This is a genomic window from Mycolicibacter icosiumassiliensis, assembly GCF_900078685.2.
Lineage (GTDB): Bacteria > Actinomycetota > Actinomycetes > Mycobacteriales > Mycobacteriaceae > Mycobacterium > Mycobacterium icosiumassiliensis.
This window is the reverse complement of sequence record NZ_LT546166.1, coordinates 1,810,571-1,828,448: the sequence shown is the minus strand read 5'-3', so window position 1 is coordinate 1,828,448 and position 17,878 is coordinate 1,810,571. Positions and strand designations below refer to the sequence as shown.

Annotated in this window: 17 protein-coding genes; all 17 read left to right on the top strand. The window is 66.9% G+C overall.

The genetic code is table 11. The features are described 5' to 3' along the window. Nucleotides 1-2 precede the first annotated feature (2 nt). The 17 genes from BN4346_RS32630 to BN4346_RS32550 all read left to right on the top strand — a co-directional run bounded on the left by BN4346_RS32630 (nt 3) and on the right by BN4346_RS32550 (nt 17,876). Entirely contained in the window at nt 3-617 is a 615-nt protein-coding gene (locus BN4346_RS32630; protein WP_067970984.1) for a TetR/AcrR family transcriptional regulator, read from the top strand. Between the two features lie 25 nt (nt 618-642). Beyond that, nucleotides 643-1,884 (top strand): acyl-CoA dehydrogenase family protein, encoded by a 1,242-nt coding sequence (locus BN4346_RS32625; protein ID WP_067970982.1) that lies wholly within the window; start codon nt 643-645, stop codon nt 1,882-1,884. Beyond that, nucleotides 1,881-3,275 carry a phosphotransferase family protein gene (locus tag BN4346_RS32620; protein WP_067970981.1) on the top strand — a complete coding sequence of 465 codons (1,395 nt, stop codon included), beginning with the start codon at nt 1,881-1,883 and terminating at the stop codon, nt 3,273-3,275. The genes BN4346_RS32625 and BN4346_RS32620 overlap by 4 nt, the downstream gene beginning before the upstream one ends. 87 nt (nt 3,276-3,362) lie before the next feature. Next, a complete protein-coding gene (locus BN4346_RS32615) occupies nt 3,363-3,767 on the top strand; it encodes an Rv3143 family two-component system response regulator (protein WP_096867662.1) in 405 nt (134 codons plus the stop codon). A 159-nt stretch (nt 3,768-3,926) separates the two neighbouring features. After that, nucleotides 3,927-4,304 (top strand): NADH-quinone oxidoreductase subunit A, encoded by a 378-nt coding sequence (locus BN4346_RS32610; protein WP_067970977.1) that lies wholly within the window; start codon nt 3,927-3,929, stop codon nt 4,302-4,304. Nucleotides 4,305-4,326: 22 nt separating this feature from the next. Further along, nucleotides 4,327-4,881: a NuoB/complex I 20 kDa subunit family protein gene (locus BN4346_RS32605; protein ID WP_067970975.1), complete on the top strand. Its 555-nt coding sequence runs from the start codon at nt 4,327-4,329 to the stop codon at nt 4,879-4,881. Next, nucleotides 4,878-5,573 (top strand): NADH-quinone oxidoreductase subunit C, encoded by a 696-nt coding sequence (locus BN4346_RS32600; protein ID WP_067970973.1) that lies wholly within the window; start codon nt 4,878-4,880, stop codon nt 5,571-5,573. Before BN4346_RS32605 ends, BN4346_RS32600 begins: the two co-directional genes overlap by 4 nt. Then, on the top strand, nt 5,573-6,898 hold the full coding sequence (gene nuoD, locus BN4346_RS32595; protein WP_067970971.1) for an NADH dehydrogenase (quinone) subunit D: 1,326 nt from the start codon (nt 5,573-5,575) through the stop codon (nt 6,896-6,898). Before BN4346_RS32600 ends, nuoD begins: the two co-directional genes overlap by 1 nt. Before the next feature lie 59 nt (nt 6,899-6,957). Next, nucleotides 6,958-7,737 (top strand): NADH-quinone oxidoreductase subunit NuoE, encoded by a 780-nt coding sequence (gene nuoE / locus BN4346_RS32590; RefSeq protein ID WP_067971162.1) that lies wholly within the window; start codon nt 6,958-6,960, stop codon nt 7,735-7,737. Beyond that, nucleotides 7,734-9,071: an NADH-quinone oxidoreductase subunit NuoF gene (nuoF, locus tag BN4346_RS32585; RefSeq protein ID WP_067970969.1), complete on the top strand. Its 1,338-nt coding sequence runs from the start codon at nt 7,734-7,736 to the stop codon at nt 9,069-9,071. The genes nuoE and nuoF overlap by 4 nt, the downstream gene beginning before the upstream one ends. Continuing rightward, a complete protein-coding gene (locus tag BN4346_RS32580; RefSeq protein ID WP_067970967.1) occupies nt 9,068-11,467 on the top strand; it encodes an NADH-quinone oxidoreductase subunit G in 2,400 nt (799 codons plus the stop codon). Before nuoF ends, BN4346_RS32580 begins: the two co-directional genes overlap by 4 nt. Next, the gene (gene nuoH / locus BN4346_RS32575; protein WP_067970965.1) at nt 11,464-12,693 is read left to right on the top strand and encodes an NADH-quinone oxidoreductase subunit NuoH; all 1,230 of its coding nucleotides are present in this window, start codon (nt 11,464-11,466) and stop codon (nt 12,691-12,693) included. Before BN4346_RS32580 ends, nuoH begins: the two co-directional genes overlap by 4 nt. Then, on the top strand, nt 12,686-13,255 hold the full coding sequence (gene nuoI / locus BN4346_RS32570) for an NADH-quinone oxidoreductase subunit NuoI (RefSeq protein ID WP_067970963.1): 570 nt from the start codon (nt 12,686-12,688) through the stop codon (nt 13,253-13,255). The genes nuoH and nuoI overlap by 8 nt, the downstream gene beginning before the upstream one ends. Beyond that, nucleotides 13,255-14,067, top strand: a complete 813-nt coding sequence (locus BN4346_RS32565) for an NADH-quinone oxidoreductase subunit J (protein WP_067970961.1) — start codon at nt 13,255-13,257, stop codon at nt 14,065-14,067. Before nuoI ends, BN4346_RS32565 begins: the two co-directional genes overlap by 1 nt. Beyond that, the gene (nuoK, locus tag BN4346_RS32560; RefSeq protein WP_024442457.1) at nt 14,064-14,363 is read left to right on the top strand and encodes an NADH-quinone oxidoreductase subunit NuoK; all 300 of its coding nucleotides are present in this window, start codon (nt 14,064-14,066) and stop codon (nt 14,361-14,363) included. Before BN4346_RS32565 ends, nuoK begins: the two co-directional genes overlap by 4 nt. Before the next feature lie 16 nt (nt 14,364-14,379). After that, a complete protein-coding gene (nuoL, locus tag BN4346_RS32555) occupies nt 14,380-16,314 on the top strand; it encodes an NADH-quinone oxidoreductase subunit L (protein WP_067970959.1) in 1,935 nt (644 codons plus the stop codon). Beyond that, nucleotides 16,311-17,876 carry an NADH-quinone oxidoreductase subunit M gene (locus tag BN4346_RS32550; protein WP_067970956.1) on the top strand — a complete coding sequence of 522 codons (1,566 nt, stop codon included), beginning with the start codon at nt 16,311-16,313 and terminating at the stop codon, nt 17,874-17,876. The genes nuoL and BN4346_RS32550 overlap by 4 nt, the downstream gene beginning before the upstream one ends. Nucleotides 17,877-17,878 lie beyond the last annotated feature (2 nt).

Below are 17,878 nucleotides of genomic sequence, written 5' to 3'. Positions count from 1 at the left end.
CGATGTCCACCCAGCGTGAGCTCAGTTCGAAGGGGCGCCTGACGCGCGGTGCGATCGAACAGGCCGCCCGAAAACTGTTCGCCGAACGCGGGTTCCACGGCACCACACTGGCCGACATCACGTCGTCCGCCGGAAAGTCCACGGCGGTGCTGTACCGGTATTTCCGCGACAAGGAAGAACTGCTGGCCGCGTTGGCCGAGTCGTTTCTCACCCAGGTGGTAGAACCGTCCGGACTCAAGATGCGGCTGCCGGAGTCCCCGGAGGACACCGAGTTCTTCTCATCGGTGGTCAGTGCCTATTGGGCCATGTTCAAACCGAACATCGGCGTCATGATCGCAGTCGCGCAGCTAGCGGCAACCAGCGAACGCTTCGCCGCGCTGCAGAACGAGTTCCGTCGATTCGGCATGGAGATCGTCGCCGCCTCAGTACGACGCGCACAGCAGCAGGGCTATGGCCGCGAGCTCGACCCCGACCACATCGCGGCGGCCATCGCGCTGCTGTTCGAGAACTTCACCGTCGTGTTCGTCGGCCCGTCAGGGCCGGGATGGCAGATCAGTGACAGCGACGCCGTCGAAACGCTGTCGACGATCTGGCGGAAGACCCTGTACGGCCATTAAACCGCCGATAACTGAAGGAAACGCCATGGATTTCACACTGCCCGAACACCTCCCCGGGGTGCTCGCCGAGATGGACGACTTCATCGAGCGAGAGATCGCACCGCTGCAGGCCGAGCACAAGCAGTATTTCGACCACCGGCGCGAGTTCGCCCGCACCGACGTGGAACGCGGCGGTATCCCGCGACGCGAGTGGGAAGATCTGCTTGAGGAAATGCGCCGTCGCGCTGATGCCGCCGGCTGGCTGCGGTACGGACTACCGGCCTCCCTGGGCGGCCGGGACGGAACCAACGTCGACATGGCGGTGATTCGGGAACACCTGGCGCACAAGGGCCTCGGCCTGCACAACGATCTGCAGGACGAGTCTTCGATCGTCGGGAATTTCCCGCAGGTGATCATGATGGAACGGTTCGGCACCGACGAGCAGCGCCGCGAGTTCTCCCAGGCCATGATCACCGGCGAGCGGTCGATGGCCTTCGGCCTGACCGAACCGGACCACGGTTCGGATGCGACCTGGCTGGAAACCCGCGCCGAACTCGACGGTGACACCTGGGTGATCAACGGCGCCAAGCGGTTCAACACCGGAGTACATCGGGCCACCCACGACTTGGTGTTCGCCCGCACGTCCGGCGAGGCGGGCTCGGCTCGCGGCATCACCGCGTTCCTGGTGCCCACCGACACACCGGGATTCACCATCCCGTTCTACTGGTGGACCTTCAACATGCCCACCGACCACGGCGAAGTGGAACTGCGCAACGTGCGGGTGCCCGCTGATGCGGTGCTCGGCGAAGTCGACGGTGGATTGGACGTGGCGCAGACCTTCCTGCACGAGAACCGGATTCGCCAGGCCGCCTCCAGCCTGGGCGCGGCGCAGTACTGCATCGATCGCGCCGCCGAATATGCCCGGCAACGCATCGTCTTCGGCAAGCCGCTGTCGGTCAACCAGGCGGTGCAGTGGCCGCTGGCCGAATTGCAGACCGAAGCGCAGATGGTGCGACTGCTAGTGAACTATGCGGCCTGGCATCTGGACCGCGACCACCACCTGGAGGTCTCCGACAAGGTGTCGATGGCCAACTACCGCGCCAACCGACTGGTGTGCGAGGCCGCCGACCGCGCGATCCAGATCCACGGCGGAATCGGCTACACCCGCCACGAGCAGTTCGAGCACATCTATCGACACCACCGCCGGTACCGGATCACCGAGGGCGCCGAGGAGATCCAGATCCGCCGGGTCGCGCAGCGACTGTTCGGGTTCGATAGGCGGCCATGAAACCGGGTGCGCGCGCCGATCAGCTCGCCGACCGGCTGGCCGATGTGCTGAGGCCGGTGTTGGGCCCCGTCGCGGTCGAGGGCCTGCGCGCCCTGACCGGCGGAGCCAGCCGGGTCACCTGGGCTTTCGATGCCGTCACGGGCACGGGCCGGCGCCGGGCGCTGATTTTGCGCACCGGGCCGACCGAGGAGCTTCATGCCAGCATGGAGCTCGAGGCGCATGCCCAGCGCGCCGCAGGCCAGGCCGGCGCTCCGGTTCCGCACGTGCTGGTGGCCGATAATTCCGCTGCAGCACTGGGGAATCCGTACCTGATCTGCGATTTGATCGACGGCGAGACGGTGGTTCGCCGCATCGAGCGCCAGCTCGATGATGCCGGACGCGAACGGCTGCTGCGCCAGTGCGCGCAGGCGCTGGCTGCGATCCATCGGGCCGACCCGGGTGGTGTCGCGCTCAGTGCCGACGACCAGCTATCCGCCTGCCGCACCCAGCTCGATGCGCTGCCCGATACCACCGCTGTCTTCGAGTGGGCGCTGCGGCGCCTGGCCGCCGATCGTCCGCCGCCGGTGCCGGCTCAGCTGGTCCACGGCGATTTTCGGATGGGCAACCTCATGGTCTCGCACAGCGGTGACCTGGCCGCGGTGCTGGATTGGGAGCTGGTGCACCTCGGTGACGGCCTCGAGGACCTGGCCTGGTTCTGTCTGCGGGCCTGGCGGTTCGGCGCGCCGCTCGAGCGTGCCGCCGGTGGGCTCGGCGGAATCGACGCTCTCCTGGCCGCCTATGAGCAGGCCAGCGGCGGCTGCGCCGTCGATCGGGATCGATTCGACTGGTGGCTGCTGTTGGGCACGCTGCGGTGGGGCATCATCTGCCGCTATCAGGCGCAGCGTCACCTGAGCGGCCAAACCCGTTCGGTGGAACTGGCGACCATCGGCCGGCGGGTCTCCGAAACCGAGTGGGACCTATTGCGCATGCTCGACGCACCCGGCGACGACGTGCGGAGCGCAGCGACGGGCGGAGGAGGCGGGCCATCAGCGCAGCCAGCCATGAGCGCCGCGGCCCGCCGCCCCACCGCGGCCGAACTCGTTGCCGCGGTCACCGAATTCCTGGACACGGCGCTGGTCAACCGCGACAGCGATGCCGTCACCGACGGCCAAGTCCGCTTCCATGCCCGGGTGGCCGCCAACGCGCTGCGTATCGTCGAACGGGAGTTACGCGACACCACCGGCGGCGTCGTCGCCGAGGCACTGGCCAGCCTGGGGTTCGCCGATGAGACAGAGCTGGCCGCCGCCATCCGGGCCGGAGATCTCGACGACCGGCCCGAGGCGCTCACCGCCTGCCTGTACACGTTGGTGGAGCATCGGCTGGCGATCGACCATCCGGGATACGCCCAATAGCTCCTAGAGTTCCTGCGCGACAATCACTTCGACGGTGCTGCTCCAAACCCGATGTATCGGCTGGACCTGCGCAGTAGCATCTGGACCGTGTCCGACTCCAATGCCGCGCTGCGAATCCTTGTCTACAGTGACGACGCCGCGACCCGTGCCCGGGTTACGACTGCGTTGGGCAAGCAGCTGCACCCGGACCTACCTGAGCTGAGTTACGTCGAGGTCGCCACCGAACCGGTGGTGATCCGGCAGATGGATGCCGGTGGAATCGACCTGGCCATCTTGGACGGGGAGGCGGCCCCCGCCGGCGGGATGGGCATCTGCAAACAGCTCAAGGACGAGATCACGCCGTGCCCGCCGATCGTGGTGCTGACCGGCCGCGCCGACGACGTCTGGCTGGCCAAATGGTCACACGCCGACGCCGCGGTGGCCCACCCGATTGACCCGATGGAATTGAGCCACGCGGTGCTGGGTCTGCTGCGCGGCCAGCCCGCTAGTTAGGGCAGCCTCAGAGACGAATTCCCCTGTCGCCGTTACCGCTACAGGTGATGCCCGTCACAGTTGTCGGCAATTTCGGATTCTTCCCAACCGCCCCGTGACAGCAGACTAGGCTGTGCCTGAAGTCACATCGGCGCCCGGAAGGGAACTACGTCACTGAGCATGAACCTCTACCTGCCGATCCTGGTCCTCGCCGCGCTAGCCGCCGGTTTCGCCGTATTTTCCGTTGTCGCCACCGCCCTGGTGGGCCCCTCACGCTACAACCGGTCGAAACTAGAAGCCTACGAGTGCGGCATCGAGCCCACCGACCAGCCGGTCAGCGGGCCGCACTCCCCGCCCGGGCAGCGATTCCCGGTGAAGTACTACCTGACCGCGATGCTGTTCATCGTCTTCGACATCGAGATCGTTTTTCTCTACCCCTGGGCAGTTGCCTTCGACGGGCTCGGAGTGTTCGCCCTCATCGAAATGGTGCTGTTCGCCGTCATCGTGTTCGTCGCCTACGCCTATGTCTGGCGGCGCGGCGGTCTGAATTGGGATTGAGTGGGAGTAGGCGGGCTTAGACATGGGATTAGAAGAGCAGCTGCCGAGCGGACTCCTGCTGTCCACCGTGGAAGATCTGGCCGGGTATTTCCGCACCGGGTCACTGTGGCCGGCGACCTTCGGCCTGGCCTGTTGCGCGATCGAGATGATGTCGACGATGGCCCCCGACTACGACCTGTCCCGATTCGGGATGGAGGTTTTCCGGGCCTCACCGCGCCAGGCCGATCTGATGATCGTGGCGGGCCGGGTCAGCCAGAAAATGGCACCGGTGCTGCGCCAGATCTACGACCAGATGGTGGAGCCCAAGTGGGTGCTGTCGATGGGCGTGTGCGCATCGTCGGGCGGAATGTTCAACAACTACGCAATCGTGCAGGGCGTGGACCATGTCGTCCCGGTCGACATCTACCTGCCCGGTTGTCCGCCCCGGCCGGAGATGCTGATGTACGCAATCCTCAAGCTGCACGAGAAGATTCGCTCGATGCCCTTGGGCGCCAACCGGGAACAGGTGATCACCGCGACCGAGGAGGCCGCTCTGTCGGCCCCGTCCACCTGGGAGCTGAGGGGGTTGCTGCGGTGAGCGAGGCAAGCGGTGAGGACCGAAACGGACCCGAAGACGTAATCAAGGTCCGCCACGGCCTTTTCGGCGCGACGGGCACCGGCGACACGTCCGGATACGGGCGCCTGGTGACCGAGGCCGCCCTCCCCGGCGAGACCCCACGGCCCTACGGCGGCTACTTCGACGATCTGGTCGACACCCTCGCCGCGGCCCTGCAGCGCAACGGGATCGAATTCGCCGACGCCATCGAGAAAGTCGTGGTGTACCGCGACGAACTGACCCTCTACGTCCCCCGCGCGCAGCTGCCGGCAGTGGCCCAGTTGCTGCGGGACGAGCCGGCGCTGCGCTTCGAACTGAGCCTCGGGGTCTCCGGTGTGCACTACCCCGGCGACGCCGACCGCGAGTTGCACGCGGTATATCCGCTACGATCCATCACCCACAACCGCCGCGTCCGTTTGGAAGTCGCTGCCCCCGATGCGGATCCACACATTCCGTCACTGTTCGCGATCTACCCCACCACCGACTGGCATGAACGGGAGACCTACGACTTCTTCGGGATCATCTTCGACGGCCACCCCTCGCTGACCCGAATCGAGATGCCCGACGACTGGCATGGTCACCCGCAGCGCAAAGACTATCCATTGGGCGGCATCCCGGTCGAGTACAAGGGCGCACAGATACCGCCGCCGGACCAGCGGAGGGCTTACAAGTAATGAGCACCGACACGCCGCACACCGTCCTCAACGTCGGTGGGCAGGAATGGGATCAGGTGGTCGAGGCCGCCAAGGCCGCTGACCCCGGCGAACGCATCGTCGTCAACATGGGACCCCAGCACCCGTCGACACACGGCGTGCTGCGACTGATCCTCGAGCTCGAGGGCGAGACTGTGACCGAAGCTCGTTGCGGCATCGGCTATCTGCACACCGGCATCGAGAAGAACCTGGAGAGCCGCTACTGGACCCAGGGCGTCACGTTCGTGACCCGGATGGACTACCTGGCGCCGTTCTACAACGAGACCGCCTACTGCCTCGGTGTGGAGAAGCTGCTCGGCATCACCGACGACATCCCCGAGCGCGCCAGCGTCATCCGGGTTTTGATGATGGAGCTCAACCGGATGTCCTCGCACCTGGTCGCGCTCGCGACCGGTGGCATGGAGCTCGGCGCGCTCTCGGTGATGCTGTTCGGTTTCCGGGAACGGGAACTGGTGCTCGATATCTTCGAGGCGATCACCGGTCTGCGGATGAATCACCAGTACGTCCGGCCCGGAGGGGTATCGGTCGATCTGCCCGACGAGGCGGTCCCGATGATTCGCGACTTCCTCAAGCTGATGCCTAAGCGGCTCAAGGACATCGAGGACCTGCTCACCGAGAACTACATCTGGAAGGCCCGCACTAAGGGCGTGGGCTATCTGGACCTGACCGGGTGCATGGCTCTGGGCATTACCGGTCCGGTGCTGCGCTCGACGGGCCTGCCCTATGACGTGCGCCGTGCGGAGCCCTACTGCGGCTACCAGGACTACGAGTTCGATGTGATCACCGATGACGGCTGTGATGCCTACGGCCGCTACCTGATCCGCATCGCAGAGATCAAGGAGTCCCTGAAAATCGTCGAACAGTGTGTAGAGAAGTTGGCCAAGCTGCACGGAGAGCCGGTGATGGTCGCCGACCGCAAGATCGCCTGGCCGGGCGACCTGACCATCGGCCCGGACGGGCAGGGCAACTCCCGCGAGCACATCGGCTGGATCATGGGCCACTCGATGGAAGGTCTGATCCACCACTTCAAGCGGGTCACCGAGGATCTGTGGGTGCCACCGGGGCAGGTGTTCGTCTCGGTCGATGCTGGCGACCGCGGCGATCACGTCGGCGATCAGCGGCACTTGGTCTCAGACGGCGGTACCCGCCCCTACCGGGTGCACTACCGGGATCCGTCGTTTACCAACCTGCAGGCAGTGGCCGCCATGAGCGAGGGCGGGCTGATCGCCGACGTGATCGCCGCGGTCGCCAGCATCGACCCGGTCATGGGCGGGGTGGACCGGTGAGCGCGCCGGGCGGCGAGATCGACAAGGTCGGCGTCAACAAGACCGGGCGCGGCCGGTTGATGCCGCCGACCGCCGGGACCGACGGCAGGCGGGTCTTTCTGCAGCTGGGCCGCCAACCCGAAGAGCCCAATCAGTTCAATCACCCCGGCGCGCCGACCAGCTACTCCCCCGACGTGCAAGCCCGGCTGCAGGCCGACGCCAAGGAGATCATCGGCCGCTACCCGCAGCCGCGCTCGGCGATCCTGCCGCTGCTTCACCTGGTGCAATCGCAGGACTCCTACGTCACCCCGGCCGGCCTGTCGTTCGTCGCGGAGCTGCTGGGCCTGACCAGCGCCGACGTCGCCGGCGTCGCGTCGTTCTATTCGATGTACCGGCGTGATCCCACCGGCAACTACCTGGTCGGCGTCTGCACCAACACGCTGTGCGCGGTGATGGGCGGCGACGCCATCTACGAGGGCCTCAAGGAGCACTTGGGGGTCGGCAACGATCAGACCACCCCGGACGGATCGGTCACCCTGCAGCACATCGAGTGCAACGCCGCCTGCGACTACGCGCCGGTGGTGATGGTCAACTGGGAGTTCTTCGACAACCAGACCCCGGAATCGGCCCGCGAACTGGTCGACAAGCTGCGCGACGACACCGAGGTGCGGCCCACCCGCGGGATGCCGCTGTGCAGTTTCGCCGCCACCGAACGGATTCTCGCCGGCTTCCCCGACGAACGCTCCGACGACGGCCAAGGCGGCGTCGGCCCGGCGACGCTGGCCGGCCTATTGGTGGCCCGCGAGCACGGAATGAGCGCACCGGAGCCCGGCAGCAACACCAGCGGGGGCGCGAAATGACACTTGCCAAGGGCACACCGCTGACCCCGGTGCTCAGTAGCTACTGGGACGAACCCGAGTCGTGGACGCTGGAGACCTACCGCCGCCACGACGGCTACGTCGGGATGAAGCGCGCGCTGGCGATGACGCCCGACGAGGTCATCGAACTGGTCAAGGACTCTGGGTTGCGTGGTCGAGGCGGCGCCGGGTTCTCCACCGGAACCAAGTGGTCCTTTGTCCCCCAGGGCGACGAAGGGGCAGCGGCAAAGCCCCACTATCTCTTGGTCAATGCCGACGAGTCCGAGCCCGGCACCTGCAAGGACATGCCGCTGCTGCTGGCCACACCGCATGTGCTCATCGAAGGCATGATCGTGTGCTGCTACGCGATCCGCGCCCGCCACGCCTTCATCTACATTCGCGGCGAGGTGCTGCCGGTAGTGCGTCGGCTGCAGGCCGCGGTCGCCGAGGCGTATGCGGCGGGGCTGCTGGGCACCGACATCGGCGGCAGCGGCTTCGACCTGGACATCACCGTGCACGCCGGGGCAGGCGCCTACATCTGCGGTGAGGAGACCGCACTGATCGAATCGTTGGAGGGCTATCGGGGCCAGCCGCGGCCCCGCCCGCCGTTCCCCGCGGTGGCCGGGTTGTACGCGTCACCGACGGTGGTCAACAATGTCGAATCGATCGCCAGTGTGCCGTCGATCCTGCGCAACGGCCCGGAGTGGTTCCGGTCCATGGGCACCGAGAAATCCCGCGGGTTCACCCTGTATTCGCTGTCCGGGCACGTCAACCGGCCCGGCCAGTACGAAGCGCCGCTGGGCATCACACTGCGCGAACTGCTCGGCTATGCCGGCGGGGTACGCGACGGACATCGGCTGAAGTTCTGGACGCCGGGCGGATCGTCCACCCCGATCCTGACTGAAGAACACCTCGACATCCCATTGGACTACGAGGGCATGGCATCAGTGGGATCGATGCTGGGCACCAAGGCATTACAGATCTTCGACGAGACCACCTGCGTGGTGCGGGCGGCCGGGCGCTGGTCAGAGTTCTACAAGCACGAGTCCTGCGGCAAGTGCACGCCCTGTCGTGAAGGCACCTACTGGCTGGTGCCCATCTACGAACGACTGGAATCCGGCCGCGGCACCCCGGAAGACCTCGACACCTTGCTAGATATCGCCGACGTCCTGTTCGGAAAGTCCTTCTGTGCCTTGGGTGATGGCGCGGCCATGCCGGTGAAGTCGTCGATCCAGTACTTCCGCGACGAATACATCGCCCACCTCGAGGGCGGCTGCCCGTTCGACCCGAAAGCGAGCATGTTCGTGCCAGGTGGATCCAACGGCGGTGTGGCGTGACTCAAACTTCTCAGCCGGACGGCCAGGAGTCGGTGACGCTCACCATCGACGACCAACAGATCACGGTTCCCAAGGGCACCTTGATCATTCGGGCTGCCGAGCAGTTGGGCATCGAGGTGCCGCGGTTCTGTGACCACCCACTGCTGGACCCGGTGGCCTGGTGCCGGCAGTGCATGGTCGAGGTGGAAGGCCAGCGCAAGCCGCAGCCGTCGTGCGCGGTGGCCGCCGCCGACGGCATGGTGGTGCGCACCCAGCACACCTCCCCCGAAGCCGATCGTGCCCAGCACCTGGTGATGGAACTGCTGCTGATCAACCACCCGCTGGACTGCCCGACCTGCGACAAGGGCGGTGAGTGCCCGCTGCAGAACCAGGCGATGTCGCACGGCCGCACCGAGACTCGCTTCGAAGAGGAAAAGCGCCACTACCCCAAGCCGATCAACATCTCCTCGCAGGTGCTCCTTGACCGGGACCGCTGCATCTTGTGTGCACGCTGCACCCGGTTCGCCAACGAGATCGCCGGGGACAAGCTCATCGAGATGATGGATCGCGGCGCCCTGCAGCAAGTCGGCATCTACACCGACACACCATTCGACTCCTACTTCTCGGGTAACACCGTGCAGATCTGCCCGGTGGGGGCGCTCACCGGTGCCTCCTACCGGTTCCGGGCCCGCCCGTTCGACCTGGTGTCCACACCCACCGTCTGCGAGCACTGCGCCGGCGGCTGCGCCGAACGCACCGACCACCGGCGCGGCAAGGTGCTGCGACGCATGGCCGGCGAAGACCCGGACGTCAACGAGGAATGGAACTGCGACAAGGGCCGCTGGGCGTTCACCTACGCCACCCAGGGCGACCGGATCACCACACCGCTGGTTCGCAACGACGCCGGCGAATTGGTCCCGACCTCCTGGCCGCACGCGGCGGCGGTGGCGGCGCGCGGCCTGGCCGCCGCGCATGGGCGCACCGGCGTGCTGGTCGGCGGCCGGGCATCTGCCGAGGACGCCTACGGTTACGCCAAGTTCGCCCGGGTGGCGCTGCGTAGCGATGACATCGACTTCCGGGCACGCGCTCAGTCGGCCGAGGAGACCGCGTTCCTGGCGGCCCGAGTGGCCGGGCGTGGAATCGAGGTCAGCTACGCCGATCTGCAGGCCGCACCGGTGGTGCTGCTGGCCGGCCTGGAGCCCGAGGAAGAAGCACCGATGGTCTTCCTGCGGCTGCGCAAGGCGGCCCGCAAGAACGCCACCAAGGTGTTCAGCCTGGCGCCGTTCGCCGATCGCGGGCTGACCAAGATGTTCGGCACCCTGCTGGCGGTCGTGCCCGGCGGCGAGGCCGCGGCGCTGGACGGCTTGCATGACGGTGATGTCGGGCAGCTGCTGCGCCAGCCGGGCGCGGTGGTGCTGGTCGGCGAGCGCCTGGCGGCCACGCCGGGAGCACTGTCGGCCGCGGTCCGGCTGGCCGAAGCCACCGGCGCGAAGCTGGCCTGGGTGCCACGCCGTGCCGGGGAGCGCGGTGCACTGGATGGCGGGGCGCTGGCCGGCCTGCTGCCCGGTGGACGTCCGCTGGGTGATCCGGCGGCGCGGGCCGAGGTGGCGCAGGTGTGGGGTCTCGAGAGCCCGGACGAGTTGCCGGCGCAGGCCGGGCGCGACACCGACGCCATCCTGGCGGCCGCAGCCGACGGGACGTTGGAAGCACTGCTGGTCGGCGGGGTGGAACCGACCGACTTGGCCGACCCGGCGGCCGCACTGGCCGCCCTGGACGCGGTCGGATTCCTGGTCAGCCTCGAGTTGCGGCACAGTGAAGTCACCGAGCGCGCCGATGTGGTGTTGCCGGTGGCTGCCGCGGCCGAGAAGTCGGGCACGTACGTCAACTGGGAGGGCCGCCACCGGCGGTTCGGCGTCGCACTCGGTGACACCGGGGCCCTGCCCGACCGACGGGTGCTCGACGTCCTCGCCGAGGAGATGGGCGTCGCGCTGGGTCTGGCGACGCTGGAAGCGGCGCGCGACGAGCTGGCAGGGCTGGGTGTGTGGTCCGGCGCGCGAGTCGCCGACCCCGACGTCGCCGCGGGTTCACCATCGCAGCCCGGCACCGGCGAAGCCGTGCTGGCCGGCTGGCGGATGTTGCTGGACGAGGGGCGGATGCAAGCCGGCGAACCGAACCTGGCCGGCACCGCCCGCAAACCGGTGGCGCGCCTGTCGGCGACGACGGCCGCCGATATCGGTGTGGCTGAAGGTGAACCGGTCACGGTCAGCACTGACCACGGCAGCATCACCTTGCCGCTGGTCATCACCGAGATGCCGGACAGTGTGGTGTGGCTGCCGATGAATTCGCACGGCTGCGCGGTGCACCGGGATCTGGGGGTCACCCTCGGCGCGACGGTACAGATTGGACGCAGATCATGACCGATCCGTGGTGGTTGATGCTGGCCAAGGTGCTGGGCGTCTTCGTGTTCTTGATTCTGACGGTCGTCCTGGCGATCGTCATCGAACGAAAAGTCGTGGGCCGCATGCAGATGCGGCCCGGACCCAACCGGGTCGGGCCCAAGGGGTGGCTGCAGAGCCTGGCCGATGCGATCAAACTGGCACTCAAGGAGGACATCACCCCCTTCAACGTCGACCGCGCGATTTACGTGATGGCCCCGGTCATTTCGACGGTGCCGGCGATCACCGCGTTCGCCGTGATCCCGCTCGGCCCGGAGGTCAGCATCTTCGGCCACCACACCGCCCTGCAGCTGGCCGACCTGCCGATCTCGGTCCTATTCATCCTGGCGATGTCCTCAATCGGGGTGTATGGGATCGTCCTGGCAGGTTGGTCGTCCGGGTCGGCCTATCCTCTGCTCGGCGGAATCCGTTCCACTGCCCAGGTGATTTCTTACGAGGTCGCGATGGGCCTGGCGTTCGCGTCGGTGTTCCTCTATGCCGGGACGATGGCGACCTCGGGCATCGTGGCGGCCCAGGATCGGGCCTGGTTCGCCTTCCTGCTGATGCCATCGTTCCTGGTCTATCTGACCGCGATGGTCGGTGAGACCAACCGGGCGCCGTTCGACCTGCCCGAGGCCGAAGGCGAGCTGGTCGGCGGCTTCCACACCGAATACTCGTCGCTGAAGTTCGCGCTGTTCTTCCTCGCCGAATACATCAACATGACCACGGTTTCGGCCGTCGCCGTCACGCTGTTCCTCGGCGGATGGCACGCGCCGTTCCCGTTCAACATGTGGCCGGCCGCCAACACCGGCTGGTGGCCACTGCTGTGGTTCACCCTCAAGCTGTGGGGCTTTATCTTCGTCTACATCTGGCTGCGGGGCACGCTGCCCCGGCTGCGCTACGACCAGTTCATGGCACTGGGCTGGAAGATCCTGATTCCAGTAGCGCTGTCCTGGGTGCTGGTCGCCGCGGGGATGCGCAGCCTGCGTAACAACGGCTACGAGCACTGGCAGCCGGCGCTGGCCGGCATCAGCACGCTGACCACGGTGGTGCTGCTACTGGTGCTGCACCGCAAATTCAGCGCGTTGAACAGCCGCCTCGATGAATCGACGTCGCCGGCGCCGGTCGTAAGTTCCGAAGGATCATTCCCGACACCACCGCTGCCGCAACGCAATCCATCGCGGATCAAGGAGGACGTCAATGGCTAGTCTGCGAGACGCCCTGGCCGGGTTCGGCGTCACCTGGAAGACGATGTTCAAGCGGCCGATCAACGACGGCTACCCCGAACGCAAGAAGCCGACGGCGCCGCGTTACCACGGCCGGCACCAACTCAACCGGCATCCCGATGGGCTGGAGAAGTGTATCGGCTGCGAATTGTGCGCGTGGGCCTGTCCGGCCGACGCCATCTATGTGGAGGCCGCCGACAACACCGACGAGGAACGCTTCTCCCCGGGTGAGCGCTACGGACGGGTCTACCAGATCAACTACCTGCGCTGCATCGGGTGCGGACTGTGCATCGAGGCCTGCCCGACCCGTGCGCTGACCATGACCAACAACTACGAGATGGCCGCCGACAACCGCGCCGAGCTGATCTGGGAACGCGACCAGCTGCTGGCGCCGCTGGAACCCGACATGGTCGCACCGCCGCACGCAATGCCGCCCGGCGCGACCGAAAAAGACTACTACCTGGGCAGAGTCAGCCCGGCCGGGCTCGATGCCGACCCGGATCTGTTCGTGATGCTCGACCGGGTGAAGCAGGGCAAAGCCTGATGGGCGCCACGCTGCTCGCCGCCGACATCGTCGTGGCCACCTCCACCGGGGAGGCGGTGGCGTTCTGGATTCTGGGCGCCATCGCCCTGGTCGGCGCCATCGGCGTCGTCACCGCCGCCAAGGCGGTGTACTCGGCACTGTTTCTGGCGATGACAATGCTGATCCTGGCGGTGTTCTACTTCGTCCAGGACGCCATGTTCCTGGGCGTGGTGCAGATCGTCGTCTACACCGGCGCGGTGATGATGCTGTTCCTGTTCGTGATGATGCTGATCGGTGTCGACTCCACCGAGTCCCTGGTGGAGACTCTGCGCGGCCAGCGGGTCGCCGCCACGCTCGCCGGGATCGGCTTCGGGATGTTGCTGATCGCCGGGATCGGCGGCGCGACAACGCACCTGCGCAACATCGGCGCGCCGGCCGCCACCGGCACCGGCACGGCGGACCTGAGCCAGCACAACGTCGAGGGACTGGCGGCACTGATCTTCACTCGCTACCTGTGGGCATTCGAGCTCACCAGCGCATTGCTGATCACCGCGGTGCTCGCCGCCATGGTGCTGACGCACCGCGAGCGGCTGCAGCCGCGAATGACGCAGCGGGAGCTGTCCATCCAGCGCTTCCAATCCGGCCGGCGGGCCACCCCGCTGCCGACGCCCGGGGTGTACGCCCGCCACAACGCTGTCGACATCGCCGCGCGCTTGCCCGACGGGAGCTACTCCGAGTTGTCGGTGTCGGACACCTTGACGCACCGCTGGGTCGGTGCGACGGGGAACGCGGCACACGCCGACACGACCAACGGGGAGGAATCGGGCCAGTGAATCCAGAAAACTACCTGTACTTGTCGGCGATGCTGTTCACTATCGGCGCGACCGGAGTGTTGTTGCGGCGCAACGCGCTGGTGATGTTCATGTGCGTCGAGCTGATGCTCAACGCCGCCAACCTGGCGTTCGTCACGTTCGCCCGGCTGCACTCGCAGCTGGACGGCCAGATGGTGGCGTTCTTCACCATGGTGGTCGCCGCCTGCGAGGTGGTGATCGGCCTGGCCATCATCATGACGATCTTCCGGGCCCGGCGATCCGCCTCGGTCGACGACGCGAACCTACTGCGCGGCTAGGGAGTTGGGGAGCTCTATGACGAATCTGAGTCAGCTGAGCTGGCTGCTGGTGGCCCTGCCGGCGGCCGGCGCGCTGATCCTGCTGCTCGGCGGGCGCCGAACCGACCGGTGGGGACACCTGTTGGCCTGCGCCACGGTGCTCGGCTCATTCGGGATCGGGCTGGCGCTGCTGGCCGACATGCTGGGCCGCGACGGCGAGGCCCGGGCGATTCACACGCACCTGTTCAGCTGGGTGCCGGTCGGTGCCCTGCAGGTCGACTTCGGGGTGCTGATCGATCAGCTGTCGATCTGCTTCGTGTTGCTGATCAGTGGCGTCGGCTCGCTGATCCACATCTACTCGACCGGCTACATGAAGCACGACCCCGACCGCCGACGGTTCTTCGCTTACCTGAACCTGTTCGTCGCGGCAATGCTGCTGCTGGTCGTGGCCGACAACTACCTGGGCCTCTACGTCGGCTGGGAAGGCGTCGGTCTGGCCTCCTACCTGCTGATCGGATTCTGGTACGCCAAGCCGGTGGCGGCCGCGGCCGGCAAGAAGGCGTTCGTGTCCAACCGGGTCGGCGACATCGGCCTCGCGCTGGCGACGTTCGTCATGTTCGCCGGCTTCGGCACGCTGTCCTTCGACGGACTGTTCGGCGCGGTCGGCGACGCCGGTCCCAGCGGGCTGACCACCGCCATCGGGTTGCTGCTGCTGGTGGGAGCGTGCGCCAAATCCGCGCAGGTTCCGCTGCAGGCCTGGTTGTTCGACGCCATGGAGGGCCCCACCCCGGTGTCGGCGTTGATCCACGCCGCCACCATGGTGACCGCCGGGGTCTACCTGATCGTGCGGTCCGGCCCGGTGTTCGACCTGTCCCCCGACGCCCGGCTCGCGGTGGTGGTGGTGGGTGCCGTCACGCTGCTGTTCGGTGCGATCATCGGCTGCGCCAACGACGACATCAAGCGGGCGCTCGCCGCCTCCACGGTGAGCCAGATCGGGTACATGGTGTTGGCCGCGGGCCTAGGCCCGGCGGGCTACGCGGTGGCGATCATGCACCTGCTCACCCACGGCTTCTTCAAGGCCGGGCTGTTCCTGGGCTCGGGGTCGGTGATGCACGGGATGAACGACGAACAGGACATGCGCCGCTACGGCGCCCTGCGCAGCTTCATGCCGGTGACGTTCGCGACGTTCGGGCTGTGTTACCTGGCGATCATCGGGGTACCTCCGTTCGCCGGCTACTGGTCCAAGGACGCCATCATCGAGGCCGCATTGGCCTCTGGCGGCACCCGCGGCTGGGTGTTGGGGGCCGTCGCGATCCTGGGCGCCGGCATCACCGCCTTCTACATGACCCGGGTGATGCTGATGACGTTCGGCGGCGAGCGCCGCTGGGCCGCCGACGAGAGCGAGGTGAGTGCCGAGCGGGCGCTGCAGCACCCGCACGAATCCCCTCGGGTGATGACCTGGCCGATGATCGTGCTGGCTCTGGGCGCCGTGTTCGCCGGCGCCGCGCTGGCCATCGGCGGGCGCCTGGAGCACTGGCTGGAGCCGGTGGTCACCCGAGTGGCACCGGTTGCCGAGCACGCGCACGCCATCCCGGCCTGGCTCACCGGTGCGGTCACCCTGGGCGTTGTCCTGTTCGGTGTTGCGGTGGCCTACAACATGTACGGCCGCAAGCCGATACCGATCACCGCGCCCACCGACGTGTCGGCGCTGACGGTGGCGGCCCGCAAGTATCTCTACGGCGATGCCTTCAACGAGGAGGTGCTCATGCGTCCGGGTAACCGACTGGCACAAGCCCTGGTCGGCGTCGACGACCGGGTGGTGGACGGCTCGGTCAACATGACGGCCGGGCTGGTGGCGATCGCGTCATACCTGGTGCGGCGCCTGCAGACCGGGTTCGTGCGCTCCTACGCGCTGACGATGCTGGCCGGTACGGTCCTGGTCGTCGCGGTCGTGCTGGCGGTGCAGCTGTGAACAACAACCTGCCCTGGCTGAGCCTGCTGTGGCTGGTACCGCTGGTCGGTGCCGGATTGGTCATCGTGTTGCCGGCCCGGCTTGCCGCACTGGCGAAGTGGACCGGCCTGCTGGTGAGCCTTGCCACGCTGGCGGTGGCGATCGTGGTCACCGTGGGCTTCGACACGACTCCGGTGGCCGCGCCCTACCAGTTCGTCGAATCGCACTCCTGGATACCGGCGTTCGGGGCGAGCTACACGCTCGGGGTGGACGGTATCGCGGTGATCCTGGCGTTGTTGACCGCCGGGCTGGTGCCGTTGCTGATGCTGGCCGGCTGGAACGACGGCGAGGGGGTACGGAGCCGAGGCCCGCACGCATTCGCCGCGCTGACGCTGACCGTCGAGGCGATGGTGCTGATCTCGCTGGTCTCGCTGGACGTGCTGCTGTTCTATGTGTTCTTCGAAGCGATGCTGATCCCGATGTACTTCATGATCGGCGGATTCGGGAACGGCGCCAAGCGTTCCCAAGCGGCCCTGAAGTTCCTGCTGTACAACCTGTTCGGCGGTCTGATCATGCTGGCCGCGGTGATCGGGGTCTACGTGGTGAGCACCGGAGAAGGCGTCTCCGGCGGCACCTTCGACTTCCGCGAACTGGTCTCGATCTTCTCCCCGGCGACCACCACCGTGGATCCGGGCGTACTCAAGCTGCTGTTCGCCGGGTTCATGTTCGCCTTCGCGGTCAAGGCCCCGCTGTGGCCGCTGCACCGGTGGCTGCCCGACGCAGCGGTGGAGTCCACTCCGGCGACCGCGGTGCTGATGATGGCGGTGATGGACAAAGTAGGAACGTTCGGGATGCTGCGGTACTGCCTGCAGCTATTCCCGGACGCCTCAACGTATTTCCGTCCGGTCATCATCGTGCTGGCGGTCATCGGCGTGGTCTACGGCGCCATGGTGGCAATCGGCCAGCGCGACATGATGCGGTTGATCGCCTACACCTCGATCTCGCACTTCGGGTTCATCATTCTGGGCATCTTCGTGATGACCAGCCAAGGCCAGAGCGGTTCGACGCTGTACATGCTCAACCACGGCTTGTCCACGGCGGCACTGTTCCTGATCGCCGGGTTCTTGGTCGCCCGGCGCGACGGCGCCCGGGCGATTTCGGACTACGGCGGCGTGCAGAAGGTAGCGCCGGTGATGGCCGGCACCTTCATGGTCGCCGCGATGGCCACCCTGTCGCTGCCCGGTCTGGCCCCGTTCATCAGCGAGTTCCTGGTCTTGATCGGCACCTTCAACCGGTACTGGGTGGCGGCGGCCGTCGGTTCCACGGCGCTGGTGCTGTCGTCGATCTACATGCTGTGGCTGTATCAGCGAGTGATGACCGGCCCGGTCACCGAGGGCAACGAACGCATCCGCGATCTGGTGCCGCGGGAGTTGCTGGTCGTCACACCGTTGATCGCGCTGCTGCTGTTCCTCGGCTTCTACCCCAAACCCGCGCTGGACATCATCAATCCGGGCGTCGAGCACACCTTGACCACGATCGGTCAGACCGATCCGGCACCGCTGACCGCTGAGGGGGCGCATTGACC